The following is a 21,773-nucleotide window of genomic DNA, read 5'->3' as shown; positions in this document are numbered from 1 at the left end:
CCTCATTTCAGTCAAAACAATGGGTAACTCAGAGTGAAACTGCTTCACAAGGGTGGGGAACTCTGGTAATTTCTTCCCCATGAGGAACCAAGCCGCCAGAGCCGCCGGGCAGAGCATCCGTGCGGTGCGCGAACTCGCTGGCCTGACGCTCGCGGAGGCGGCGCAGCTCACGGGCCGCTCTGCCGGCTACCTCTCGCAGGTGGAGAACGGCAAAGCCGAGAACGTGTCGGAGAAGTACGTCGCCAACACGATCGGGGCACTCAGCGCGTACATCGCGAACCCGGTCAACCGCGTCGAAGCAGCCGCGGGGGCCGCCTGATGTCCGCCACCTCGGGCCCCGAGGGGCTGACACCTGAGCAGTTGGAGCGCCGCGAGAAGGCGTTCGAGCTGTCGTTCGAGGCCTACCTGGATGCCCGGGAGGAGCTGAGGTCCGCCGCTGCCGCGGCGTAGCGATATCGAAACGGAAACGCCCCCGCTGGCACGGGGGCGAATCACAGAAAGGAGCCAAGCACATGGCTCAGACCCTGATCGTACCGGACAGCGCCGCGCAGCTCTTGGAGCGCTGGTCCGCTGACCTCGACGCGATGCACGCCGCCGGCGACATCGACGCGCTGCGGCGCGAGAAGCAGTCGCACGCGGATGCCGCGATCGCCCTGCTCCACGAGGGCAGTCTTGCCGCCGCCGAGCAGTTCGCCATCCTCGCGGAGAAAGCGCGCACCCTCATCGAGAACCCCGCGCCGCGCACACTCGTGCGGCACCCGGCGGTCACCGAGGAACTCATGGAGCGGGACGCATGAGCCTCCCGCCGGTCCTTCGTCGCGACTTCTGGATCGCCGACGCGGAGCTCTCCGCCCGCCTCTCCGCGGTGGACGAGGACATCGACCGCCGCGAACGCGCTGCGCGCTCGAACGACGACATCGCCATGCCGTTCCGCCGCGAGGCGAACCCGGCGGTACTGGCCGCGATTCCCGGTCTCGTCGCGGTGATTCTGCTGGTCGTGGCGGTGATCATCCGATGATCGTCACCGACCCGCGGCCCGTCGCGCGTCCCGACTGGGATGACCTGACCGTCCCGGAGGCCGTCGAGCAGCTCCGTCTCGGCGACCTGTCGGAGTTCTTCAACGACTTCGAGGCCGACCCGCACGTGATGGCCGACTGCCCGAACTGTGGCCCCGTGCCTGTGCACGCGGAGGGCACCTGCCAGTGGGGATGCGGGTACGACTTCATGACCGCGGCCCGCGCTCTCCCCGCCGAGGACAACGCACGCGCGAGGGCGGCGTCGTGAAGCCGGCGCGGCTGTTCCTGCTGATCTTCGCGGTCGGGATGATCCCGTTCGCCCTGACCTCCTACAACGGCGCCACCCTCCTCGGCGTCGCCGCCACCACCGCATTCATCGTCCTGACGATCGTCGGGGCTCCGTCCAAGAAGGATCGCCGTCCATGAACACCACCGTCCACCCGCGCCACACCACGGCGCGCAACGCGGGAGAGCACTCCCGCATCGCCCGCCGCTACCGGCCGTCTGCCCGCGAGCTGTTCACTGTCCTCCGCGAGCGGATGTACCAGTCGCGACCGATCATCGGCGAGCGGGTCGTGATGCCCGGCGCGATGCCGGACTGGAGGGGCATCATCCGCACCTCCACCGTCCCGATCTTCGGTAAGCCGACGTTCCGCAACGTCATCGAGGACGGTGAGCACCGGTGAGCCAGACATTCTCCGTGGCGAACTTCAAGGGCGTCCGCGAGATCACCCTCTCCCCCGAGGGCTCCCTCGTGGTCATCGCCGGCGGAAACGGTGCCGGAAAGTCCAGCTTCATCGACGCGTTCGTGGAGCTGTTCGACCCGAAGGGCACCCGCCTGACGCCGAAGCCGATCCGTGAAGGCGAGGACGAGGCCCGCGCCGAGTTCACCGACACCGACCTCGGCGTCCGCATCGTCCGCACCTGGAAGAAGAACGACGCCGGCCGCCTCGAGGTGTTCGCCCTCGACGGTGCGAAGTACTCGAAGCCCGCCGAGGTCGTCGCGTCGCTGGTGGGCGGGCTGATCTTCGACCCGGTCGCGTTCCTGAACCTCGACGAGAAGCGTCAGCGGGACGCGCTCCTCGCGAAGGTCGACCTGCCGTTCGACATCGACGCGCTCGCCCGCGAGAAGGCGGGCGCGGAGCAGCGGCGGCTCGAAGCGGGCCGCGACGTGCGCCGCCTGCAGGGCGCTCTCGCGTCGATGCCGAACCCTCTCGACGCTCCCGCCGAGGAGGTGTCGGGTGCGGCGGTGCTGGCCGAGATCGAGGCCGCGCAGGAGTTCGAGCGCGACGGCGAGACCCTCCGCCGCTCTCTCGCAGACGCGGACGCCCACATGCAGCGGTGCGAGTCGCGCGTCGACGAGCTGGAGCGCGCGCTCGAGGCGGCGCGACTCGACCTCGAGCTGGCCGACGCCGACCGCGCATCCATCGCGCAGGAGTTCAAGCACTGGGAGCAGACCCCGGAGCGTCCGAACCTCGATGCGCTGCGCGCGAAGCTCGCGGCCGTCGACGAGACGAACGCCGCCGTGCGCGCGAGACGCGAGTACTCGAAGGTCGCCGCCGAGTGCGCCGCAGCGGAGACCGCGCAGGCCGCCGCGAACCGCGACCTCGACGCGATCGAGAAGCGCAAGAGCGAAGGCCTCGCCGCGGCGACGTTCCCCGTCGACGGCCTGTCCGTGGATGAGAACGGCGTCACGTTCGACGACGTCCCGTTCACGCAGGTCAACTCGGCCATGCGTCGCCGCGTCGCGTTCGCGATCGCCACCGCCGGCGACCCGAAGCTGCGCCTGGTCATCGTGAAGGACGGCGACCTCCTGGATGCCGACTCTCTCGCCGCGATCCGTGAGCTCGCCGACGAGCGCGGGTACACGGTCCTCGTGGAGCGTGACCGTGACGAGTCGCGGCAGATCGGCTTCACCATCGAGGGCGGCGCGCTCACCGAGGCGGGTGCGTGATGGGCATCCTGATCATTCGAGTCCAGATCCCGCAGCGCCGCCGCCGTCCGAGCCTCCGCATGATCGCGGAAGCCGTCGCGACGCTCCAGGTAGCCGAGGCGATGTCGATCCACGCTGAGCGTGACCACTGCTTCATCCACACCCTCATGGCGGCTGGCGCGCGCGATCAGGTCGGCCGGGTTATCCCTGCCCGCCTGATGAACGACGCCGACTGGCGCCACCGTCACATCGAGGCCCCGGCCGCCCGCCTGCAGGCTCGCGTCGAAGATCAGAGGCGAGCATGAGCGTCCAGCGGGAGGTGACGCGGTCCAACCACACCGCCCGGTGGCGCGCGGACGTCCATCTGTCGACCGGGAAGGTGCTCACGCTCCACTCGGAGTGGAAGCAGTCGCACTGGGACGAGCACGCGATGGCGCGATCCTCCGTCGCCGCCCGCGCCGAGTCCGAAGCGCGGGACGCCAGAGACCGATTCGGCGTTCAGACCGAGCGGATCGTAATCACCGAAGAGCGGCGCACCGTCCGCACGATCGAGGAGACGACCGTGAGCGAGCGGTTCCACAGCGAACGATTCGTGAGCGCATCATGAGCGCGCTCGCGGTGCTCGGCCGCACCCTCGCGGACTCCGCCGACCGCGAGTCTTGGCTGGCGGTGCACGACAAGGTCATCGGCTCGTCGACGGCGGGGAAGTTCGCGAAGCCGGGATCGGTGGAGACGTACGTCCGCCAGATCCTCGAACCGCGCACCTTCTCCGGCAACGAGTCCACCCGTTCGGGGAACGACTGGGAGCCCGCGCTGCTCGGCGCTGTCGGTGCCCGCCCGAACTCGCTGTTCATCCACCACCCGGACAACCGGCGCTTCGGCGCGACGATCGACGGCACTAAGCCGGCAGGCGACGGGTTCGCGATCGTCGAGACCAAGACGAAGCACAACCGCATCGTCACCGACCCCACCCCGTACGAGATCCGTCAGCTCGCCTGGCAGCTCTACTGCATCCCCGAAGCGGTGCATGCGGAGTGGGTGTGGGGCGAGATCGTCCCCGACGAGAAGTCGCCCGTCGGGTGGCGTCTGCGTCGGCCGATCCAGTCGATCACCTTCGAGCGCGACGACACACGCATCGTCGCCGCGACCACCCTCATCGTGCCGATCGCGCACGCCGTTCTTGCCGCGCTCACCGCGGCCCAGACCCAGAGAGTCCCGTTCTGATGTCCACCGCAGTAGCTGCCCTTCCCGCCTCCAGCGCGGCCGCCGACTGGACCGACGAGGAGCGCGCCGTCATCGAAGCCGCTGGCCTCGTGTTCACCCACACGTACGGTGAGCGTCGCGGTGAGAAGGAACTCGCCCCCCGCGCCGTCATCGCCCGCTTCCAACACACCAGCGCGCGCACCGGCCTCGACCCCCTCGCTCGTCAGATCTACTGCATCGGCAGAGCCGGCTCCGACGGCATTGAGTGGTCGATCCAGACTGGCATCGACGGCTTCCGGGTCGTCGCGGAGCGCTCAAAGCAGTACGCGGGGCAAGCCCCCGCTGAGTGGCTCACGGAGTCTGGTGAGTGGGTCGAGGTGTTCGTCAAGCAGCTCCACGGCCACCACCCACTCGCGGCCCGGGTGAAGGTCTACCGGCACGACTGGGACAAGGACAAGCCCGCCGTCGGCATCGCCACCTGGGACGAGTACGCGCAGACGAAGCGCAACGGCGACCTCACGTCCATGTGGGCGCAGCGCGGCCCCGGACAGCTCGCGAAGTGCGCGGAGGCACTCGCGATGCGCAAGGCGTTCCCCCAGGACCTCTCGGGCGTCTACACCGACGACGAGCTGCGCCCGAACGCGACGGAAGCCGCGGAACCCTCCGAGGACTGGGAAGCGCTCATCGCCGCCGCCGACTCCGAAGAGGCACTCGCTCTCGTCGGCGAACGGATTGCCGAGTCCGGGCAGGGCACCGACAAGATCCGCGCTGCCTACCGTGCGCGCGCCGCTGTCCTCGCCACCGAAGCGAACACCGTCGACGCCGAGATCGTCGCCGACACCGAGACTCCCGCCGAGGGCAGCGCCCCCGCTGACGCTCCCCACGTCACGCCCTCGGCGGGCCCCATCACCCAGGAGGAGTACGAGGCGTCCGACGCCGCAGAGTTCGACGCCGCGGTAGCAGCCGGGGAGGTGTCCGGTGACTGACATTGTCGATGGGCGCACTGGCGAGATCCGCCTCTCCCCGGCGGAGCAGGCAGTCGCGGAGATGCTCGCGATCCCCTCTGGCATCTACGGTCTCCCGCTCGGACCAGCCGAGGCGAACCAGATGATCGCTGCCACAGCCGACACGATCGAGCACATCGCGAAGGTCATCGTCGTGCTTCTCGAGGACCGGAACCGGGCGGAGGAGACCTATCTCGCGAAGTTCGCCGAGTGGATGATCATGCACGAGAAGTCCGGCACGCAGATGGCCCGCCAGTACGCGCACTCCAAGACTCGCGAGGAGTTGCACGAGCTGAACCTCGCGAAGGAGAAGCTGCGCTACGCCGAGGAAAAGGCGAAGGGCGTGCAGAACCGCAGCTTCGCGCTCATGAACATCGGCAAGCGCATCGCAACCGCGTTCGGAATGACGGAGCCCCGATGAGCGCCCCGATCCGGGTCCGAAAGACGAAGGGCGCGACCTTCCGGCCGTGGCTCGTGTCGTTCGGCGGCGGCGTCGCCGCATTCCCGACCGGCGCCGAGGCTCTCGACTTCGTACGCCGGCTGATCCGCGCGGCCACATAGACCGGGGCCGGTGGAAGGACGTCGAGTAGGGCAAACCTCAACGTCTAGCCGGCCCCCACCTACCACCACCAGAAAGGAGCCCCAGTGGCTGACAAGGAGAAGGAGAAGCCGCCGAGCTTCGCCGCGATGCTCGCGGCGGTGCGACCCGGCACCGACATCGAGGCGGCGGAGACGCTGCGGAAGGTCGTCGCCGCGGTCAAGGACACCGGGAAGGTCGGATCGCTCGTCATCCGGCTGGACGTGAAGCCCGCCGACGGCGGCCTCGACGCGGTGATCGTGACCGACAAGATCTCGCAGAAGATCCCCGAGAAGACCAGGATCGGCGCGCTCGCGTTCGTCACTGCCGAGGGCGACCTGTCGCGCACGGACCCGACGACCGCACCGCTGTTCACCGATGAGGACATCCGCGACGCCGGCGGCCACATCGACCTCAAGACGGGCGAGATCAAGGAGGCTCCGGGCGCATGACCGTCATCGAGGACACGAAGACCGAGGCGGCTGTCGTCGCATCGATCCAGCAGCAGGCGGACAGCGAGGCACACCAGTCGATCGACCTCGGCGAGGTCTACCTCGTCCCGGACGGCACCGGCGGCCTTCGGATCGTCGACACCGACCAGTACGCGGAGAACCCTCGGCACGTGTCGGCGGCCCGCGTCGTCACGGATGCCGCGTCGTTCGTCGCCTACGTGAACCGCCACAAGATCGCCGGGACGGAGATCTACGCGCACACGAACAGTTCGTCCGTGGTGGCCGTGATCGACTCCCACGAGGGCGGCCTCCGCGATCCGGGCTGGCAGAAGCACCGCCTCACGCTCGGCCTCGAGAAGTCGAAGGCGTGGCTCGCGTGGGAAGCCGCCGACGGGAAGCTGTTCGACCAGCAGACGTTCGCGGAGTTCCTCGACGACCGCTACCTCGACGTGATCGACCCGGCGCCCGCCGTGCTCATCGACATCGCCCGGACCTTCCAGGCGAAGACGAGCGTGAACTTCGAGTCCGGCTTCCGGGAGGGCAGCGGCGACGTCACCCTCCAGTACGTCGAGGACACCAAGGCGAAGGCGGGTCAGAAGGGCGATATCGAGATCCCCGCGCGCATCCAGCTCGCGCTGCGCCCGTACGTTGGCGGTCCGATGTACTCCATCTGGGCGTCGTTCCGCTACCGCCTCAACGGCGGGAACGTCGTGCTCGGGTTCCGACTGGAACGCCCGGAGAACATCCTCGAGGCGGCGTTCGCTGACATCGTCACCGAGATCCGCGACGGCCGCACCGACAAGAAGGACGAGACGGAGACGCGCGTGCACGACGGCGTCGGCGGCGTCCCGATCTTCAACGGCAAACCGTCCGCCTGACGACAGGTCGCTGAGCATTCCGGGCTCAGCGCCCCACAGAACGGGGACCGCCGCGATTCCGGCGCGGCGGTCCCCTCCACCCATCGATTTCCCTCCCTGGCAGGAGTCCATCTTGAGCACCCCCTACTCTGGCGCACCCACAACACAGGCGCCACCGACACCGATCTACGTCGGCCTCGACCTCAGCCTCACTTCGACAGGCGTCGCAACGATCCACGGCGACATCGTCACCGTGCGGCGCGTGGCATCGAAGGCGACTCAAGGCAACACCTCCGACACCGCCGCACGCCTGGACCGTGTCGTGGCGGAGATACTCGGATCGATCCCGCTCACGGAGCACACGCATGTAGCGATCGAGGGCCCGTCCTATGGCTCGGTCGGATTCGGTCAGCACGTCCGCGGCGGCCTCTGGTGGCTGGTACGCACAGAACTCGCGCGCGCCGGAGTAGACACGATCATCGCGGCGCCCTCGACCGTGAAGAAGTACGCCACCGGCAAGGGCAACGCCGGCAAGGATGCCGTGCTCGCCGCGGTCGTCAAGCGCTACTCCAACGTCGAGGTCACCGGAAACGATGAGGCCGACGCGCTGGTGCTCGCCGCGATCTGCGCCCGCCGCGCCGGCGCGCCCATCGAGGATTCCCTCCCAGCCGTTCAGGCTGAAGCGGTCGCGGCGGTGACGCGATGACGCCCGCGAAGATCGCCGCGTTCTGGTCGCACGTCGACGTGCGCACCGCGGACGGCTGCTGGCTGTGGACCGGTGCGATCAACCACAACGGATACGGCATCTTCGCCGTCGACGGCAAGAAGGTCGCCCGCGCGCACCGCGTCGCCTACGTCGAGGAGCTCGGCTGCACGTCGCGGGCGTGCGTGAACCCACGGCACCTGGAACCCGTCACCCAGGCGGAGAACAACCGCCGCGCGGCCCAGCGCCGCCTCCGTCACATCAGCGAGCGGTTCGTGGTCACGTCCGCCGCAGGCGAGGTTGTCGTCCGCACCGACGACGCCGGCGAGGCAGAGGACTGCCGCAAGATCCTCCGCGGCGAGGTCTTCGAACGGGCGGTGGCCGCATGAGCCTCCTGACCCTGAACACGGGCAACGACGGCACCCTCACCTACGAGCAGTTCCTGGCCGAGAAGGTCGCGTTCGACCGGTCGTTCGGATTCGACGTGCGCGACGAGTGGCTGTCGCCGATCATGCGGCCCGCTCACAAGCTGTTCAAGCCGCACCAGGCCGACATCGTGAAGTGGGGCGTCAAGGGCGGCCGCCGCGCGATCTTCGCCCGCTACGGGCTCGGCAAGTCGATCATGCAGCTCGAAGTACTCCGCCTGATCGTGGAGCACGGTCCGGAGCTCGGCGGCCCGCGCGACACGTTCGGCCGCGAGGTGCGCCGCGCGCTGATCGTCGCGCCGCTCGGTGTCCGCTTCGACATCATCCGCGACGCCCGCAACCTCCTCGACCGCGAGGTCCGGTTCGTGCGCCGCACCGAGGAGATCGACCCGACGTGGTCGGGCACCTACGTGACCAACTACGAGTCGATCCGTGACCGGAAGCTCGACGTCGACCTGTTCATCGCGACGTCGCTCGACGAGGCCGCCGTGCTGCGCTCGTTCGGCTCCGACACCTACCAGACGTTCCTCCCCCTGTTCGCCGACGTGCCGTACCGGTTCGTCGCGACCGCGACGCCGGCCCCGAACCGCCACAAGGAGCTGATCCACTACGCCGGGTTCCTCGGCATCATGGACACCGGCCAGGCCCTCACCCGGTTCTTCAAGCGGGACCCGTCGAAGGCCGGGAACCTCCGCATTCACCCGCACAAGGTCCGCGAGTTCATGCTGTGGCTGAACACGTGGGCGTGCTTCATCCAGCGCCCGTCGGACCTCGGCCACGACGACACCGGCTACGACCTGCCGCCGCTCGAGGTGCTGTGGGAGGAGGTCGAGGTCGGGCTGCTGTCCGATCAGGTGGAGAAGGACGGTCAGGGCGTCCTCGTCCGCTCGGGCGCGAAGTCCGCTGTGGAGTCGGCACGGGAGAAGCGGCACACGCAGGATGCGCGCGTCGACCGCGCCATGACCATCCTCGACGAGCACCTCGCACCGTTCGTGGGCCCCCGCGCGTACGGCGCGCCGCAGATCATCCTCTGGTGCGACCTGAACGACGAACAGGACGCCCTCGAAGCGGCCCTCCGCGAGCGGGGCCTGCCGTTCTCGTCGATCCGTGGCGCGCAGTCCGATGCCGAGGTTGAGGAGCAGCTGCGTCGCTGGCTCGATGGCGAGACGTACGCGCTCATCGGGAAGCCGATGATGCTGGGCCGCGGCCTGAACCTGCAGCAGTGCTCCACGGCCGTGTTCGTCGGCGTGACGCACAAGTACGAGCAGACCGTGCAGGCCATCCACCGCATCCACCGGTTCGGGCAGCTCAACGCCTGCCGCGTGCACCTGATCTACGGGGAGACCGAGAGCGACGTCCGCGACAACCTCCTCACGAAGTGGCAGGAGGACGACGCCCTCACCGACACGATGTCGCAGATCCTCCGAGAGTTCGGCCTCGACGCCTCGGCGATCTCCGCCGCGCTCACCCGCGCGATGGGCGTGGAACGGGACGAGCACGCCGGCCGCGACTGGCGGATCGTCCTGAACGATGCCGTCGCCGAGTGGCGCGACCACGTCGAGGCGGAGTCGATGGGCCTGATCGTCACGTCGATCCCGTTCTCGGGGAAGTACGAGTACTCCGCGAACTACGCCGACTTCGGCCACGTCGACGACAACGCCCAGTTCTGGTGGCAGATGGACTACCTCACGCCCAGCCTGTACCGGGCGCTGATGCCGGGCCGGATCCTCGCCGTGCATGTGAAGGACTTCCCTGTCCCCGGCTCCCGCACGGGCGCCGGCGTCTACACGTTCGACACCCTCCACGCCGAAGCGATCGCGCACTACGTCGGCCACGGCTTCGACTACTTCGGGATGATCACGGTCACCACCGACGTCGTCCGCGAGAACAACCAGACCTACCGGCTGTCGTTCTCGGAGATGCTGAAGGACCACTCGAAGATGGGCGTCGGCGCGCCGGAGTACGTCCTGATCTTCCACAAGCCGCAGACCGACCGTTCCCGCGGCTACGCCGACCTCCCGGTGCAGAAGCAGAAGGCGGCCTACTCGGTCGGGCAGTGGCAGATCGACGCCGCCGGCGAGTGGCGCACGGGCGGCGACCGCCTCCTGACCGGTGACGAGCTCGCCGCGCTCGACGTCGGCACACGCTCGAAGCTGTTCACCGCCCAGTCCGAACGCACCCTCTACGACTACGACGCGCACGTCGCCCTCGCCGACCGTCTCGCCGCGCGCAACGCCCTCCCCGGCACGTTCGCATCGCTCGTGCCCGGCTCGTGGCGTGGCGACGTGTGGACCGACGTGCTCCGCATCGACACCCTCAACAGCGAGCAGCGCCGCCGAGAGGTGGAGGCGCACATCTGCCCGTTCCCCCTCGACATCCCCCGCCGCCTGATCCGCATGTACTCCAACCCCGGCGAGCTGGTCGGCGACTGCTTCTCAGGCCTCGGCTCCACGGTCCTCGAAGCGGTCCGCCAAGGCCGCCGCGGGTTCGGGACGGAACTGAACCCGGTGAGCGTGGCCGACTCGGTCGTCTACCTCACCCGCCACGACAACCAGGCGAACACGCCCACCCTGTTCGACCTCCTCGACCTCGAAGGGAGCGCAGCATGAACCCGATCGACCGACTCCTCGAGGTCTCCACGCTGTACGACGTGAAGCACCAGGAACGCCTCGGCGAGAACCGGCTCCTCATCACCTTCTGGGACGGCTCCCGGCTTCTCATCACGGCGGAGAACGCCTGATGTCGGCTGCAGTCGGATACAAGAGGCCGTCGGTGGCGTGGAACGGCCTGACCGTCACGGACCTGTTCTGCGGCGCGGGCGGATCTTCGTCGGGCCTCGTGGAGGCAGGGTACAAGGTCGTCATCGCCGCGAACCACTGGGATCTGGCGATCCAGTCTCACCAGGCGAACCACCCCGAAACCGATCACGCGCAGGCCGACATCTCCCAGGTCGACCCCCGCTACTTCCCCCGCACCCACGTGCTGTGGGGCTCGCCGGAGTGCACGAACCATTCGATCGCGAAGGGCGTGAAGCGTCAGCGGATGCAGGATCAGGCTCTCTTCGAGCTCGACGGCACGCGACCCCTGCCCGACGAGGCGGCGAACCGGTCTCGCGCGACGATGTGGGACATCCCCCGCTTCACCGAGCACCACCGGTACATGGCGATCATCCTGGAGAACGTCGTCGACGCGTACCGGTGGGACCAGTTCCCCGCCTGGCAGATGGCGATGGAGGCCCTCGGCTACCGGATGCGGTTCGTGTGGCTGAACAGCATGCACGCGCAGGTCGGCGGCCTTCCCGCGCCGCAGTCCCGCGACCGCATGTACATCGTGATGTGGCGCTCCGACCTCGCCTCGAAGCGTAAGGCCGGGCCCGACGTCGCGAAGTGGACGCGCCCCCTCGCGTTCTGCCCCGAGCACGGCCAGATCAAGGCCGCGCAGGCGTTCAAGAAGGCGGAGCAGTGGGGCCGCTACCGCGCGCAGTACCTGTACCGGTGCCCGGAGTGCTGGCAGGTCGTGGAGCCGGGCTGGCTGCCGGCGTCGTCGATCATCGACTGGTCGATCCCCGCGCAGCGCATCGGCGACCGGGAGAAGCCGCTCGCGGAGAAGACGCGGGAGCGCATCCGCCGTGGCATCGAACGGTACTGGTCGCCTCTGGTCGTGAAGGCCGCGGGGAACACGTACGACGGCGTCACGACCGGCTCCGGCTACCTGCGGGTGTCGGACGTGCGGTCGCCGCTCCCGGTGCAGCTCGGCACGTCCGAGCACGGCGTCGCGATCCCACCCCTGGTCGTCCGCGGCGAGGGGAACACGGTCCCCGCCAAGAGCGCCGACGAGGCGATGGGCGCGATCACCGCGCACGGGTCGATGTTCCTCGCGACGCCGCTGCTCGTGAACCTCGTCTCCGGCGCGGACGACTCCCGCTCGAAGCCGGTCTCCGAGGTGCTGCCGTCGATCGTCGCCGGCGGCACGCATGCCTCGCTGCTGATCCCGGTCGAGGGCAGGGAGGGGAAGAGCGCGCAGTCCAGCGGCGACCCGCTGCGCACGCAGTCGACGCGGAACGAGACGGGCCTGCTGGTGCCGGCCGGCGGGACGTGGCGTGACGTCGCGACGCCGCTCGGCGCGCCGATGTCCGCGGTCACGACTCGCGAGGCCGACGGGCTGCTGGTGCCGTTGCGCAACCACGGGGTCGCGAAGCCGACCGATCAGCCGATCGACACGGTCAGCGCCGAAGGCAACCACCACGCGCTCCTCATGCGGAACAACCACGGCGGCGCGGAGATGTCCACCCCCGTGCACGAGCCGATGCGCACCCTCACGACGGGCGGTCACCAGTCACTCATCGAGCCGGGAGCGCCGATCAGCCTCGACGTCGACGACGCCGGCTTCCGGATGCTCGAACCCCACGAGATCCAGCTCGGCATGGGCTTCGCCGCCGACTACCTGCTGCTCGGCACGAAGCGCGACAAGGTCAAGCAGGCCGGCAACGCGGTCACGCCGCCCGCGGCGCGCGACCTCGGTCACGCGGTCGCCGAGTTCCTCCTGGAGGTGGCGGCTTGACCGCTCTGATCAGCACCGCCCAGATGACAGGCTCGGAATACTGGCGCGAATCACGGGACGGCGACCCGCGCGGGCTCGCCCTCTACAGGCGGCACTACTCAAGCCGCCGCTATGCCGACGGCCGCGACCCGGCACTCTTCGTCGGGCCCGGAGAGAAGACGGTGCTGCTGTCGCATGATGACGATGCTCTGTTCGTCTGGCGGAAGTTCATCGACGCGAGCGGCCAGCACGGCGTCAACTGCGCGGTCTTCCGGAACGAGTCTCCGTACCTCGCCTCCGCGATGATCCTCGACGCCGAGACGTGGGCGCGCGACAGGTGGCCGGGCGAGCGCCTCTACACCTACGTCAACCCGCGAAGCATCCGGTCAGCGAACCCGGGCTACTGCTTCAAGCGCGCGGGATGGTCGGCGACGGGCCTCACGCGCGGGCGCCGCCCTCTCGTCATCCTGGCGAAGGAGGCGCGCCCATGACCGCCCGTCGCGTCGTGACGCTGCTCTGCGACAAGCCGCGCTGCCGCGAGCAATACGTCGGCGGCGAAGGGAAGTCCATCGCTCAGGTACGCGCGGAGGCCGCGAAGCTCAGCGGCTGGACGTCGACCCGCGGCCGCGACGGCACCTACGACCTCTGTCGGTGGCACTCATGAGCTTCGACTACGCCGCCTGGATCGACAGCCTGCCGTCGTGGGGGGTCGCCGAGCAGCGCGTGCCCAACACGTTCCGACGCACCGCCGATCCCCGCCACGACTTCATCGACGCGCGCCGGGACGACGGATGCGTACCCACGATCACCTCTCTGGAGGCGTGATGCGAGTTCACGTCGCCCCCGACACCCTCCCCCACGACCCGCCCGCATCCCGCTGCCGCCGCGCCTGCTGCTGGACCCCGCTGGGTCACTCCGCCGCCGCCCCGAGCGACTGCACATGCCACGAAGGAGACCCCATGGCCGACCGCACCCCGGCCGCCACTATCCGCACCATCGACCGTCGCGACGCCGCCGACGGCACCCGACGCTGCGTGATCACCAGCACCGAAGGCGACCGGATCGTCCCGCAGCACCGGCAGGGCGGCATGGGCGGACGCCGCGACAAGCACCGCCCCGACAACGTCCTCTGGGCCGACTCGCTCCTGAACGGGCTGATCGAAGCGGACGCCGACCTGCAGGCGATGGCGAAGGCGTGGGGCGTGAAGGTGCCCATTTGGGTCCGCGACATCACGCTCGTGCCCGTCTTCTACCGGTTCGAGCACGCCTGGTTCGTCCTCGAAGGCGACGGCCGCCGCGAGATCACGGCGTTCGAAGCTATCGACCGGATGGATGACGTCTACGGCGACGAGTACTTCGAGTGGAAGGCGATCGCCGACGACACCGACCGCACCCGCCTCCTGTTCACGATGGGGGCACGCTGATGGCTTGGTTCAAGGTCGATGATCAGCTCCATTCGCACCCGAAGGCGGGCCGCGCTGGTCTCGCTGCGATGGGGCTGTGGGCCCTCGCCGGATCACACTGCATGTCGTACCTGACGGACGGTGTCGTGGAGCGCTGGTTCGTGGAGTCGAAGCCGAACGGCGTCAAGCTCGCCGCCGCGCTCGTGAAAGCGGGACTGTGGGATGAGCACGAGGACGGCTGGGTCTTTCACGACTGGGACGAGTTCCAGCCGACGAGTGAGAAGGTCCTCGAAGACCGCGCGGATGCTCGCGAGCGGATGCGGAAGGTTCGGGCGAACAAGAAGGCGAACGTTCAGCCGAACGAACCCGAGGTGTCGCCCATGACGGACCTGCTCGCACGGCAGGCAGGCATCACGTCGCTGCAGGCGATCATCGACGCCGCGGAGAAGCACACCAACCGGAAGATCGACGCCAGCGGTGCGTACCGGGTGGCGAAGCAGCTCCTCGGCAAGGCGAAGGTATTCCCGCAGAGCCCGCAACGGTACGTCACCGGGTCGATCTCCCGGTCGAGCCTCGAGGTGCAGCAGTTCATCGACGAGCAGTGCCTGGCGGTGACGCCATGATCCTCGAACCGTGGGTACTGGATGAGCAGCGCATCTGGCGACACCTGAATACGTTCGGCGGCTACCGGTGGCCAGACGTCGAGATGGATGAACTCGAGGCGCGACGCGCTGAGCGCCCTATGACCGGGGCGGAGGTGCTCGACGAGGTCGAGTGGCTCCTCGACTCGGGCGAGTCACCGACGATTGCCGCGCAAACGGTCGGCCGCACGATCGCCGGCCTTGAGCGCACCGCTCGCCGCAAAGGGCGCATCGCTCTGGCCAACCGTATCTACGCAGCGAACAACACCGACTGGAAACGCAAGTGGGACCAACCGACAAGGAGAAGAGCATGACGAACGAGACAGTCAAGGCAACGGTGTACCTGCAGGTGCAGCCCGAGTACACGTACTGGGCAAAGCAGCGGCGTGAATTCGACAAGCCCGACTCGATCGAAGGCGCGAAGGTCGTCGGGTCGACGCAGAACCGCTCGCAGAAGCCGAAGCAGGGCACGGTCGAGGTGAAGATCACGGTCGAGCTGCCGAAGGGCGCGTTTCTGCCGTTGCGTCCGGAGGCGATCGTGGTGATCCCCGAGACGCTCACGATGCCCCACCCCCTTCAGGTCGAAGCCGAGGACGCGAACGAGGTGACCGACTGATGGCTGGCGAAACCGTCATCACCGTTGTCGGGAACCTGACCGCGGACCCGGAGCTGCGGTACACGCAGAGCGGCCTCGCCGTCGCGAACTTCACGATCGCATCCACACCGCGCGTCTTCGACAAGCAGTCCGGCCAGCACAAGGACGGCGAAGCGCTGTTCCTCCGCGCGTCGGTGTGGCGCGAGTTCGCCGAGCACGTCGCCGGCTCCCTCACGAAGGGCATGCGCGTCGTCGCGACGGGCCGCCTGAAGCATCGCTCGTACCAGGACCGTGAAGGCCAGAACCGGACCGCGATCGAGCTGGAGGTCGACGAGATCGGCCCGTCGCTCCGCTACGCGACCGCGCAGGTCACCCGCGCGGCATCCGGAACCGCGCAGGGCGCCCGGCCCGCGGCGGCCGCGGATGAGGCGTGGGCGACGCCCGGCACCGCCGCTCCCGACGCATGGGCCACCCCGACGCCCATGTACGGCGACGACACCCCGTTCTGAGGAGACCCACCATGACCTTCACAGCCCGATACGACGGCACGTGCGCCGCGGAGTGCGGTGACCGCATCCACCCCGGCGACCACGTCCGCTACCTCGACGACCAGCTCGTGCACGTCGGGTGCTTCCCGAAGCCCGACGAGCCCGAGCCGGAACCGCGGCCGACGTGTCCGAACTGCTTCACCGAGATCGCGCTGAACGGAGCCTGCTCATGCTGATCGGCGTCGGCCTCTGGCTCGTTCTCTCCACGCTCTCAGACCTTCCGGCTTGGAGCGCTTCATGGTGGACGTTGCTCATCGGTTCCATGGCCCTCGGCGTCGGCGTGACGATCGCACTCGGACGCCTGCGATGAGCGACGTCCTGCCTGGGTTCGACCCGCCCCCGCCCGTTCCGGAGAAGACCGAGGATCACAAGCCGCCGCGCATCCAGCGGCGACTCCTCGACCAAGCGCTCCTTGACGCCGGCGTGCACCCCGCCACGAAGATGCCGCTCGCTGGCAACGGCAAGACGTGCGGGGACTGCGCGATGCTCCGCCTCAAGCAGAGCCAGTGGTGGAAGTGCGGCACCCCTGACCCCCGATCGAAGAACCACCGCGGCGATGGCCGCGACATGACGAAGCGCTGGCCGGCGTGCATCGCATTCCAACCGAAGGACGGAGACCCCACGTGACGATCCTCTGCATCACGAACGAACGCCTCCCCGGCATCCGCCCCTGCACACACCTCGGCCAGCACCGCATCAACTGCCCCGACCGCGAAGTGAACCGCGCGATCGCCGCGCACGTCGCCGGCGAGGCCAACGTCCCCGACGTCGCATGCCGCGGATGCCTCCCCCGGAAAGCGGAGCGCGGCTTCCTCTGCCAGGGCTGCCGGGAACGCCTCGACGAAGCGATGCTCCGCTGGCCGCAGTTCCGCCGCCTCGTCGTCGAGACCGACGGCCGCGCCGTCTCGCCCGAAGGCGGCGCGAAGGGCGCCACCCCCGACGGGTACACGAACCTGCCGCTCACGTTCCTCGCGCTCGACGAGTGCGACCGCCTCCGCCGCTCCGGCCACGGCCTCACCCTCGATGCGTGGGTCCACACCGAAGCCGGCGCACGCGACGCGATCATGTTCGCGTACGCCGCACAGCGCGCCTACCAGAGCCTCGAGGTGGAGAAGCGGGAGCTGAAGCTGGAACGCGTCCGCTGCCCTCACTGCGACCGCCTGTCGCTGACCGCTAACCCACAGCGTCAGCACAACGGCGCCACGATCGTCGAGTGCCAGCACTGCGGCGAGCTCCTCGACAAGATCCGTGACGAGTCGAGCCGCTGGACGGGATCGGAGTCGTGCGAGGACGGCGACATGCTCGCCCACCAGGCGTGCACGGACCTCGCGTGCCGCTGCGCCTGCCACAGCATCGGCCGCACGTCGACCGCGCAGGGCATTCAGGCGGTGTGGGACGCGGATCAGCACGCCACCGGCTACGTCGACCGACGTGGCTGGCGAACCGACGGCGCGTCGATCTGGCACGCCGGAGCAGAGAGGAAGACCGCCTGATGGGCATGTTCGACAGCTTCTACGACCACAACGGCCAGGAGTGGCAGACGAAAGCACTCGATCGTGCGCTGACGGCGTGGCGCATCGGTGACGCCGTGCCGGTCCCGTTCGACTGCCAGATCGAAGCGATCGGCCCCGGTGACGACTTCCCGTACGCCTACGCCACGATCCGGGGCGGCGTGCTCGCGGAGGTGACCGACGTTCGCGCCGAGATGCTGCCGCGGATCCCGTACGGCGGTCTGACAGCGCGCCCGTGCATCGACAACCCGGCCACCGTGGTGGCGGCGCCGGCGATGGGCTGGCAGTACTCCTACGCAGAGAAGTGGGCCGACGATAGCGGCGTCTACGAACGGGTCACGTTCAGCACGGTCGATGAGGCCACCCGCTACTACGAGGACAACGCAGCGCGCCTCCCGGCCCTGAACGCAGAGGTCCCCGACGACGACAAGATCGTCGCCTGTGTCGAGAAGCGTCGCACGTACGAGCCGGGGCCGTGGGAACCGATCACCACCAATCACACGAACGGTAGGAGCGAGCGATGAGCACCGTTGCAGACCTGATCCCCGGAGACGTCATCGACGGGCCACTCGGCCTCCTGTCCGCGACGTTCGTCTCGGCTACGCCTCACCCCATCTACGCATCGTTGCAGCTCGTCACGTGGCGGATCTCGGACGGCGAGTGGATGCACGACGCGCTCCGCTCTGACCAGCACGTCGGCGAGGCACGTCCTGCGACTCCGGCCGATCGAGAAGAGGCGCTGCGTCGCGCTCTGCTCGGTTCGGCTGATTCGGGACGCCGGGTGCGTGTGCACACTCATCCGCTGGGCGAGCCCTGCTCGCCGTCATGCGCTCACAGTTCGGCTGTACAGGACCACAACGAACAGGAGCAGAGATGACTCAGTGCGAGGCGACACGAACGGCGAAGGTGAACGATCCGGCGGTCACCGTAACGCGGGTAGGGCACTCTGTCCGCGATGGCGTGCGGACGTGTGGCCGGTGCGGCCGCGAGGGCGTGAAGGTGTCACAGTCGCTCGACTCGCAGGGTAGTCGCTACCGTGCGCCCACGGGAGCGCCGATGACCGCCTGGTACTACGAGCGGCACGACGTGCCCGAGCCGGGTGATGCGTCATGAGCGAGCGCATGTGCCCCTGCGGTCGCTGCCACGCGACGTGGGATCAGGCCGTGCTCGACCTAATGCACGGCCCGTCGAAGCTGAGCCGTGACCAGGCGGAAGCGCGCCTCGAAGCGATGACCGAGAACCACACGAACGGTAGGAGCGAACGATGAAGGTCAAGGCCAAGTGGCACCACGTGATCGAGGTCGAGCGTGAAGTTGAGGTTGACGAGAAGGCATTCACAGAGTGGATGCACCGCCTCTATGGCGAGGGTGCCGACCGCGATCTGGCGCTGACGGTCTGGATCGAGGACCTCGACACCGACACGCTCGCCGAGGTGTTCTCCGACTGGCGCACGTCCGAGCCACTGCCCGAGGACTTCGTGCTGGCCTACTCCGAAGTCATCGACGCTCAGGAATCGGAGGGACGGGAGTCATGACGTACCGATTCAAGGCGCGAGTGGCGCCATCCAACCGCAACAGCGACTACGGATACGACGTGACCGTACTCGCCGACACCGCATCGGAGGCGATGAGGAAGGCGACCGCGCTCGCCTCGTACAGCGACGGGCGGGCGAACGTCTGGATACGCGGCGCAGACGAGATCGAGCCGCAACCACAGCCGGCTGTACAGGACCACACGGATGGGGGCTCGTGATGCAGATCGTGCACTTCATCTGCGATCGCTGCCACCGACACGAGATTGAGGACGACGTCCTGGACTGGACGCAGACGAAGGACGGGCGAGACCTGTGCCCGGGATGCGTCTTCCCATTCCCGCGCATCCCCGAACGGTCCATGTGGGAGGGCCCGCTCGTGGTCACCCGGCCGGGAGGTTCGGAGTGAGCGTCTACGCCGAATGGCACTGGTCGTGCCAAGAGTGCGACGACCACTCCGAGGAGCCCTGGTCGGATGAGGAGTCAGCTCGCGCCGATCACGACGTGCACATACGCCTCCACCACCCGGAAGGACAGGCCGCATGATCGGCATCGAGAACTGCCCCTTCTGCGCCCGCATCAGCGCCGGAGACTACGACGGCTCGTGGCTGGGCGCAGTCCATTTCGAGCCGCTGAACCCCGTCACGCCCGGGCATCGACTCTTCGTTACCCGCGGGCATGAAGGGCCACTGGAGAACCCCTACGACCACGAACCGGATGCACTTCGGGTGAGAGCCGAGCGCGGGATGCGCCCGAACAAAGCGCGCGGGCTCGACGCGGTGCTGCCCCTGTTCTACGTGTGGCGACGCGAGGAACGGATCACCGAGCCCTTCAACCTCATCCTCAACGCCGGCGCCGAGGCGAGCCAGACGATCGAGCACCTGCACATGCACTACCTGCCGCGTCGCGCCGACGATGATCTAGTCCTCCCGTGGACCAACCAAGGGACGGCTGAATGGGGGCGTCGCGATGGCTGATGCGAAGCTCCCCGAGTGGGTGACGGTGAAGGTCGCCGCCGCGCTCGTCGGGCGGTCCCCCCGCACCATCTACGAGTGGATCGAGGACGGCCGTCTCGCGACACGTCTGAGCAGCGCCGGCATCCTCGAAGTGCTGTCCAAGGCGGTAGTCAGGGTCGAGCCGACGATCCGACGGGGCAGGCCCCGCGGGAAGCCGACACGCCGATGACGATGAGGCAGGAACAAAATACGCAAAAGCCGCAAAGGCCGCAGGATAGAACGTAGATGGTGGAGCACTCCGCCCAGACGAAGCCCCGGTCCCTCCTAGGAGGTCGGGGCTTCTGTCGTTGTACTGGCCCCAGACCGAGGACGACCAAACGGCTTGACGCTGATGGCGGCCTTCCTAACCCCATGAACGGTCATTCCGAGCGTGGTCGCGATGACGGGCCACGTCGCTCCCTCCGCCTTCGCCGCTCGGATCAACTCTGCGCGACGCGCCGGCATGGCATCCATACGGCGCTGGAAGGCGGCCAGATCATCGAGTGCGCTCACAGACCGAGGGTAACACTAGTTGCATTGAGGCAACCAGAGTGCAACACTAGTTACATGCCAAGTGCCCCCCTCAGCCTCGACCTGACCCAATGGCGCCGCGAGCGGCTTGACCAGGCGCAAGCTCGCGGTGAGGTCATCGCGCTCACCGGCCGGCACTCGATCGCGACCCCCTGGTGCGACTCCCCCTCGTGCGACCGCTGCCACCCGAAGGATGCCTGACCACCGTGCCGACCATCATCAAGGGCCAACCGACCAGCGCTGAGACCCGCGCGCAGCTCGCCGCGGAGAACCGCACCGTGCTCGTCGCGTTCTCCGGCGGCAAGGATGCGATCGCGACCGAGCTCGCCCTCCAAGATGCCGGGATCGACACCGTGCTGGCCTACCTCTACTACATCCCCGGCCGGCGCCCCGGCCACACCCTCGAGTTCGTCGAGCGCGGCCTCACCGACCTCGAACAGGCCCTCGGCAAGCGCATCCACCGCTACCCGCACCCGTCGTTCTACCGCTGGCTCAACAACTTCGTGTTCCAGCCTCCCGAGCGGTGCGAGGTCATCGAAGCTGCGCAGTTGCCCACTCCCGACTATGCCGTCATGTGGGAGCTGATCCGCAAAGACCTCGAACTCCCGGCCGACACCTGGGTCGCCGATGGCGTCCGCGCCGCCGACAGCATCGTCCGTCGCGCCTCGTTCACCCGCCATGGCGTGATGAAGCCGAAGGACCGCAAGGTCTCCCCGATCGCCGACTGGCTCGTCGGTGAAGTCCGCGAGCGGATCTCCGCCGCCGGCATCACCCTTCCCATCGACTACCAGTGGTTCGGCCGTTCCTTCGATGGCATCGACTACCGGTTCCTCAAGCCGATCAGCGAACACGCGCCCGACGACTTCCAGCGCATCCTCGACTGGTTCCCCCTCGCGGACCTCGAACTGTTCCGCGCCAACATGAAGCAGGCGTCATGACCCGCGACTCGTCCGGCCTCACCGGTCCCCGCCGCGGCGGGAACACCGCCCGCCAATCCCGGGGCCTCTCCGGCCGCCGCCCGAAGTACTCCACCGAGCCCGACCCGCTCGCCGCCGTCGAGTACACCGGCGACCTGCAGCAGGATGCCGCCGCCGAGTTCACCGCTCTCGAGGAGGGCTACCGCAACCGGGCGAAGGCCGAGGATGCTCGGTTCAAGCGCGCCACCGACTCCGAGTTCTGGTTCACGGTCTGCTTCACCACCCGCGAGGAGAAGGAAGCGTTCCTCCGCGCCGCTGGCCTCGCCGACCTGGGCGACAAGTACCTCGACGGCAACGACGTCGCCCACACTCTCGGCATCCCCCTCGACTGA

General features: G+C 68.4%; 41 protein-coding genes. All 41 read left to right on the top strand.

Annotated elements, in window-relative coordinates:
- The first annotated feature begins 79 nt into the window (after positions 1-79).
- Positions 80-319, top strand: a complete 240-nt coding sequence (locus L0965_RS03750) for a helix-turn-helix domain-containing protein (RefSeq protein WP_101305721.1) — start codon at positions 80-82, stop codon at positions 317-319.
- Positions 319-450 (top strand): hypothetical protein, encoded by a 132-nt coding sequence (locus L0965_RS16540; RefSeq protein WP_267956375.1) that lies wholly within the window; start codon positions 319-321, stop codon positions 448-450. The genes L0965_RS03750 and L0965_RS16540 overlap by 1 nt, the downstream gene beginning before the upstream one ends.
- Before the next feature lie 62 nt (positions 451-512).
- Positions 513-797, top strand: coding sequence for a hypothetical protein (locus L0965_RS03745; RefSeq protein WP_234057944.1), 285 nt, complete (start codon positions 513-515; stop codon positions 795-797).
- Positions 794-1,018, top strand: a complete 225-nt coding sequence (locus tag L0965_RS03740) for a hypothetical protein (RefSeq protein ID WP_234057943.1) — start codon at positions 794-796, stop codon at positions 1,016-1,018. Before L0965_RS03745 ends, L0965_RS03740 begins: the two co-directional genes overlap by 4 nt.
- Positions 1,015-1,284: a hypothetical protein gene (locus L0965_RS03735; protein WP_101305718.1), complete on the top strand. Its 270-nt coding sequence runs from the start codon at positions 1,015-1,017 to the stop codon at positions 1,282-1,284. The genes L0965_RS03740 and L0965_RS03735 overlap by 4 nt, the downstream gene beginning before the upstream one ends.
- Entirely contained in the window at positions 1,281-1,442 is a 162-nt protein-coding gene (locus L0965_RS03730) for a hypothetical protein (RefSeq protein WP_157831568.1), read from the top strand. The genes L0965_RS03735 and L0965_RS03730 overlap by 4 nt, the downstream gene beginning before the upstream one ends.
- On the top strand, positions 1,439-1,702 hold the full coding sequence (locus L0965_RS03725) for a hypothetical protein (protein ID WP_101305717.1): 264 nt from the start codon (positions 1,439-1,441) through the stop codon (positions 1,700-1,702). Before L0965_RS03730 ends, L0965_RS03725 begins: the two co-directional genes overlap by 4 nt.
- Positions 1,699-2,970 carry an ATP-binding protein gene (locus L0965_RS03720; RefSeq protein WP_234057942.1) on the top strand — a complete coding sequence of 424 codons (1,272 nt, stop codon included), beginning with the start codon at positions 1,699-1,701 and terminating at the stop codon, positions 2,968-2,970. Before L0965_RS03725 ends, L0965_RS03720 begins: the two co-directional genes overlap by 4 nt.
- Positions 2,970-3,254, top strand: a complete 285-nt coding sequence (locus L0965_RS03715; RefSeq protein ID WP_101305715.1) for a hypothetical protein — start codon at positions 2,970-2,972, stop codon at positions 3,252-3,254. The genes L0965_RS03720 and L0965_RS03715 overlap by 1 nt, the downstream gene beginning before the upstream one ends.
- A complete protein-coding gene (locus L0965_RS03710; RefSeq protein WP_234057941.1) occupies positions 3,251-3,556 on the top strand; it encodes a hypothetical protein in 306 nt (101 codons plus the stop codon). Before L0965_RS03715 ends, L0965_RS03710 begins: the two co-directional genes overlap by 4 nt.
- Positions 3,553-4,173: a YqaJ viral recombinase family protein gene (locus L0965_RS03705; protein WP_234057940.1), complete on the top strand. Its 621-nt coding sequence runs from the start codon at positions 3,553-3,555 to the stop codon at positions 4,171-4,173. Before L0965_RS03710 ends, L0965_RS03705 begins: the two co-directional genes overlap by 4 nt.
- Positions 4,173-5,138 carry a recombinase RecT gene (locus L0965_RS03700; protein ID WP_234057939.1) on the top strand — a complete coding sequence of 322 codons (966 nt, stop codon included), beginning with the start codon at positions 4,173-4,175 and terminating at the stop codon, positions 5,136-5,138. The genes L0965_RS03705 and L0965_RS03700 overlap by 1 nt, the downstream gene beginning before the upstream one ends.
- Positions 5,139-5,259: 121 nt before the next feature.
- Positions 5,260-5,577 carry a hypothetical protein gene (locus tag L0965_RS03695; RefSeq protein ID WP_234057938.1) on the top strand — a complete coding sequence of 106 codons (318 nt, stop codon included), beginning with the start codon at positions 5,260-5,262 and terminating at the stop codon, positions 5,575-5,577.
- Positions 5,574-5,717 carry a hypothetical protein gene (locus tag L0965_RS03690; protein ID WP_157831565.1) on the top strand — a complete coding sequence of 48 codons (144 nt, stop codon included), beginning with the start codon at positions 5,574-5,576 and terminating at the stop codon, positions 5,715-5,717. Before L0965_RS03695 ends, L0965_RS03690 begins: the two co-directional genes overlap by 4 nt.
- A gap of 84 nt (positions 5,718-5,801) precedes the next feature.
- Positions 5,802-6,185, top strand: coding sequence for a hypothetical protein (locus L0965_RS03685; protein ID WP_101305710.1), 384 nt, complete (start codon positions 5,802-5,804; stop codon positions 6,183-6,185).
- The gene (locus tag L0965_RS03680; protein ID WP_234057937.1) at positions 6,182-7,063 is read left to right on the top strand and encodes a DUF2303 family protein; all 882 of its coding nucleotides are present in this window, start codon (positions 6,182-6,184) and stop codon (positions 7,061-7,063) included. Before L0965_RS03685 ends, L0965_RS03680 begins: the two co-directional genes overlap by 4 nt.
- 112 nt (positions 7,064-7,175) lie before the next feature.
- On the top strand, positions 7,176-7,748 hold the full coding sequence (locus L0965_RS03675; protein ID WP_234057936.1) for a crossover junction endodeoxyribonuclease RuvC: 573 nt from the start codon (positions 7,176-7,178) through the stop codon (positions 7,746-7,748).
- On the top strand, positions 7,745-8,134 hold the full coding sequence (locus L0965_RS03670; RefSeq protein WP_234057935.1) for a hypothetical protein: 390 nt from the start codon (positions 7,745-7,747) through the stop codon (positions 8,132-8,134). Before L0965_RS03675 ends, L0965_RS03670 begins: the two co-directional genes overlap by 4 nt.
- A complete protein-coding gene (locus L0965_RS03665) occupies positions 8,131-10,779 on the top strand; it encodes a DNA methyltransferase (RefSeq protein WP_234057934.1) in 2,649 nt (882 codons plus the stop codon). Before L0965_RS03670 ends, L0965_RS03665 begins: the two co-directional genes overlap by 4 nt.
- Complete coding sequence (locus L0965_RS16535; RefSeq protein ID WP_267956374.1) at positions 10,776-10,910, top strand: hypothetical protein; 135 nt, start codon at positions 10,776-10,778, stop codon at positions 10,908-10,910. The genes L0965_RS03665 and L0965_RS16535 overlap by 4 nt, the downstream gene beginning before the upstream one ends.
- Positions 10,910-12,730, top strand: a complete 1,821-nt coding sequence (locus L0965_RS03660) for a DNA cytosine methyltransferase (protein ID WP_101305705.1) — start codon at positions 10,910-10,912, stop codon at positions 12,728-12,730. Before L0965_RS16535 ends, L0965_RS03660 begins: the two co-directional genes overlap by 1 nt.
- A complete protein-coding gene (locus L0965_RS03655; RefSeq protein ID WP_101305704.1) occupies positions 12,727-13,200 on the top strand; it encodes a hypothetical protein in 474 nt (157 codons plus the stop codon). Before L0965_RS03660 ends, L0965_RS03655 begins: the two co-directional genes overlap by 4 nt.
- A complete protein-coding gene (locus L0965_RS03650) occupies positions 13,197-13,373 on the top strand; it encodes a hypothetical protein (protein ID WP_157831564.1) in 177 nt (58 codons plus the stop codon). Before L0965_RS03655 ends, L0965_RS03650 begins: the two co-directional genes overlap by 4 nt.
- Positions 13,370-13,534: a hypothetical protein gene (locus L0965_RS03645; RefSeq protein ID WP_157831563.1), complete on the top strand. Its 165-nt coding sequence runs from the start codon at positions 13,370-13,372 to the stop codon at positions 13,532-13,534. The genes L0965_RS03650 and L0965_RS03645 overlap by 4 nt, the downstream gene beginning before the upstream one ends.
- A gap of 134 nt (positions 13,535-13,668) precedes the next feature.
- On the top strand, positions 13,669-14,133 hold the full coding sequence (locus L0965_RS03640) for a hypothetical protein (RefSeq protein WP_101305703.1): 465 nt from the start codon (positions 13,669-13,671) through the stop codon (positions 14,131-14,133).
- On the top strand, positions 14,133-14,735 hold the full coding sequence (locus L0965_RS03635; protein WP_101305702.1) for a hypothetical protein: 603 nt from the start codon (positions 14,133-14,135) through the stop codon (positions 14,733-14,735). The genes L0965_RS03640 and L0965_RS03635 overlap by 1 nt, the downstream gene beginning before the upstream one ends.
- Complete coding sequence (locus L0965_RS03630; protein WP_157831562.1) at positions 14,732-15,067, top strand: hypothetical protein; 336 nt, start codon at positions 14,732-14,734, stop codon at positions 15,065-15,067. The genes L0965_RS03635 and L0965_RS03630 overlap by 4 nt, the downstream gene beginning before the upstream one ends.
- Positions 15,064-15,369 (top strand): hypothetical protein, encoded by a 306-nt coding sequence (locus L0965_RS03625; protein WP_101305700.1) that lies wholly within the window; start codon positions 15,064-15,066, stop codon positions 15,367-15,369. Before L0965_RS03630 ends, L0965_RS03625 begins: the two co-directional genes overlap by 4 nt.
- On the top strand, positions 15,369-15,857 hold the full coding sequence (locus L0965_RS03620; RefSeq protein ID WP_101305699.1) for a single-stranded DNA-binding protein: 489 nt from the start codon (positions 15,369-15,371) through the stop codon (positions 15,855-15,857). Before L0965_RS03625 ends, L0965_RS03620 begins: the two co-directional genes overlap by 1 nt.
- 11 nt (positions 15,858-15,868) lie before the next feature.
- On the top strand, positions 15,869-16,072 hold the full coding sequence (locus tag L0965_RS03615) for a hypothetical protein (protein WP_101305698.1): 204 nt from the start codon (positions 15,869-15,871) through the stop codon (positions 16,070-16,072).
- Positions 16,073-16,202: 130 nt separating this feature from the next.
- On the top strand, positions 16,203-16,523 hold the full coding sequence (locus L0965_RS03610) for a hypothetical protein (protein ID WP_101305697.1): 321 nt from the start codon (positions 16,203-16,205) through the stop codon (positions 16,521-16,523).
- Positions 16,520-17,389 carry a hypothetical protein gene (locus L0965_RS03605; RefSeq protein WP_101305696.1) on the top strand — a complete coding sequence of 290 codons (870 nt, stop codon included), beginning with the start codon at positions 16,520-16,522 and terminating at the stop codon, positions 17,387-17,389. Before L0965_RS03610 ends, L0965_RS03605 begins: the two co-directional genes overlap by 4 nt.
- A complete protein-coding gene (locus L0965_RS03600) occupies positions 17,389-17,931 on the top strand; it encodes a hypothetical protein (protein ID WP_101305695.1) in 543 nt (180 codons plus the stop codon). Before L0965_RS03605 ends, L0965_RS03600 begins: the two co-directional genes overlap by 1 nt.
- Positions 17,928-18,284, top strand: a complete 357-nt coding sequence (locus tag L0965_RS03595; protein WP_101305694.1) for a hypothetical protein — start codon at positions 17,928-17,930, stop codon at positions 18,282-18,284. The genes L0965_RS03600 and L0965_RS03595 overlap by 4 nt, the downstream gene beginning before the upstream one ends.
- Positions 18,285-18,671: 387 nt before the next feature.
- On the top strand, positions 18,672-18,941 hold the full coding sequence (locus L0965_RS03590; protein ID WP_101305693.1) for a hypothetical protein: 270 nt from the start codon (positions 18,672-18,674) through the stop codon (positions 18,939-18,941).
- Positions 18,938-19,159: a hypothetical protein gene (locus tag L0965_RS03585; RefSeq protein WP_101305692.1), complete on the top strand. Its 222-nt coding sequence runs from the start codon at positions 18,938-18,940 to the stop codon at positions 19,157-19,159. Before L0965_RS03590 ends, L0965_RS03585 begins: the two co-directional genes overlap by 4 nt.
- A gap of 321 nt (positions 19,160-19,480) precedes the next feature.
- Positions 19,481-19,915, top strand: coding sequence for an HIT family protein (locus L0965_RS03580; RefSeq protein ID WP_101305690.1), 435 nt, complete (start codon positions 19,481-19,483; stop codon positions 19,913-19,915).
- Positions 19,908-20,123, top strand: coding sequence for a helix-turn-helix domain-containing protein (locus L0965_RS03575; protein WP_101305689.1), 216 nt, complete (start codon positions 19,908-19,910; stop codon positions 20,121-20,123). Before L0965_RS03580 ends, L0965_RS03575 begins: the two co-directional genes overlap by 8 nt.
- A 377-nt stretch (positions 20,124-20,500) precedes the next feature.
- Positions 20,501-20,665, top strand: coding sequence for a hypothetical protein (locus tag L0965_RS03570; RefSeq protein ID WP_157831561.1), 165 nt, complete (start codon positions 20,501-20,503; stop codon positions 20,663-20,665).
- 5 nt (positions 20,666-20,670) lie between these two features.
- Positions 20,671-21,402 (top strand): hypothetical protein, encoded by a 732-nt coding sequence (locus L0965_RS03565; RefSeq protein ID WP_198553674.1) that lies wholly within the window; start codon positions 20,671-20,673, stop codon positions 21,400-21,402.
- On the top strand, positions 21,399-21,773 hold the full coding sequence (locus L0965_RS03560; protein WP_101305688.1) for a hypothetical protein: 375 nt from the start codon (positions 21,399-21,401) through the stop codon (positions 21,771-21,773). Before L0965_RS03565 ends, L0965_RS03560 begins: the two co-directional genes overlap by 4 nt.

It is taken from the genome of Microbacterium sp. NFH-22A-Y (assembly GCF_021401375.1).
GTDB lineage: Bacteria > Actinomycetota > Actinomycetes > Actinomycetales > Microbacteriaceae > Microbacterium > Microbacterium hominis.
The sequence above is the reverse complement of the archived record's forward strand: the minus strand, read 5'-3'. Positions and strand labels throughout refer to the sequence as shown.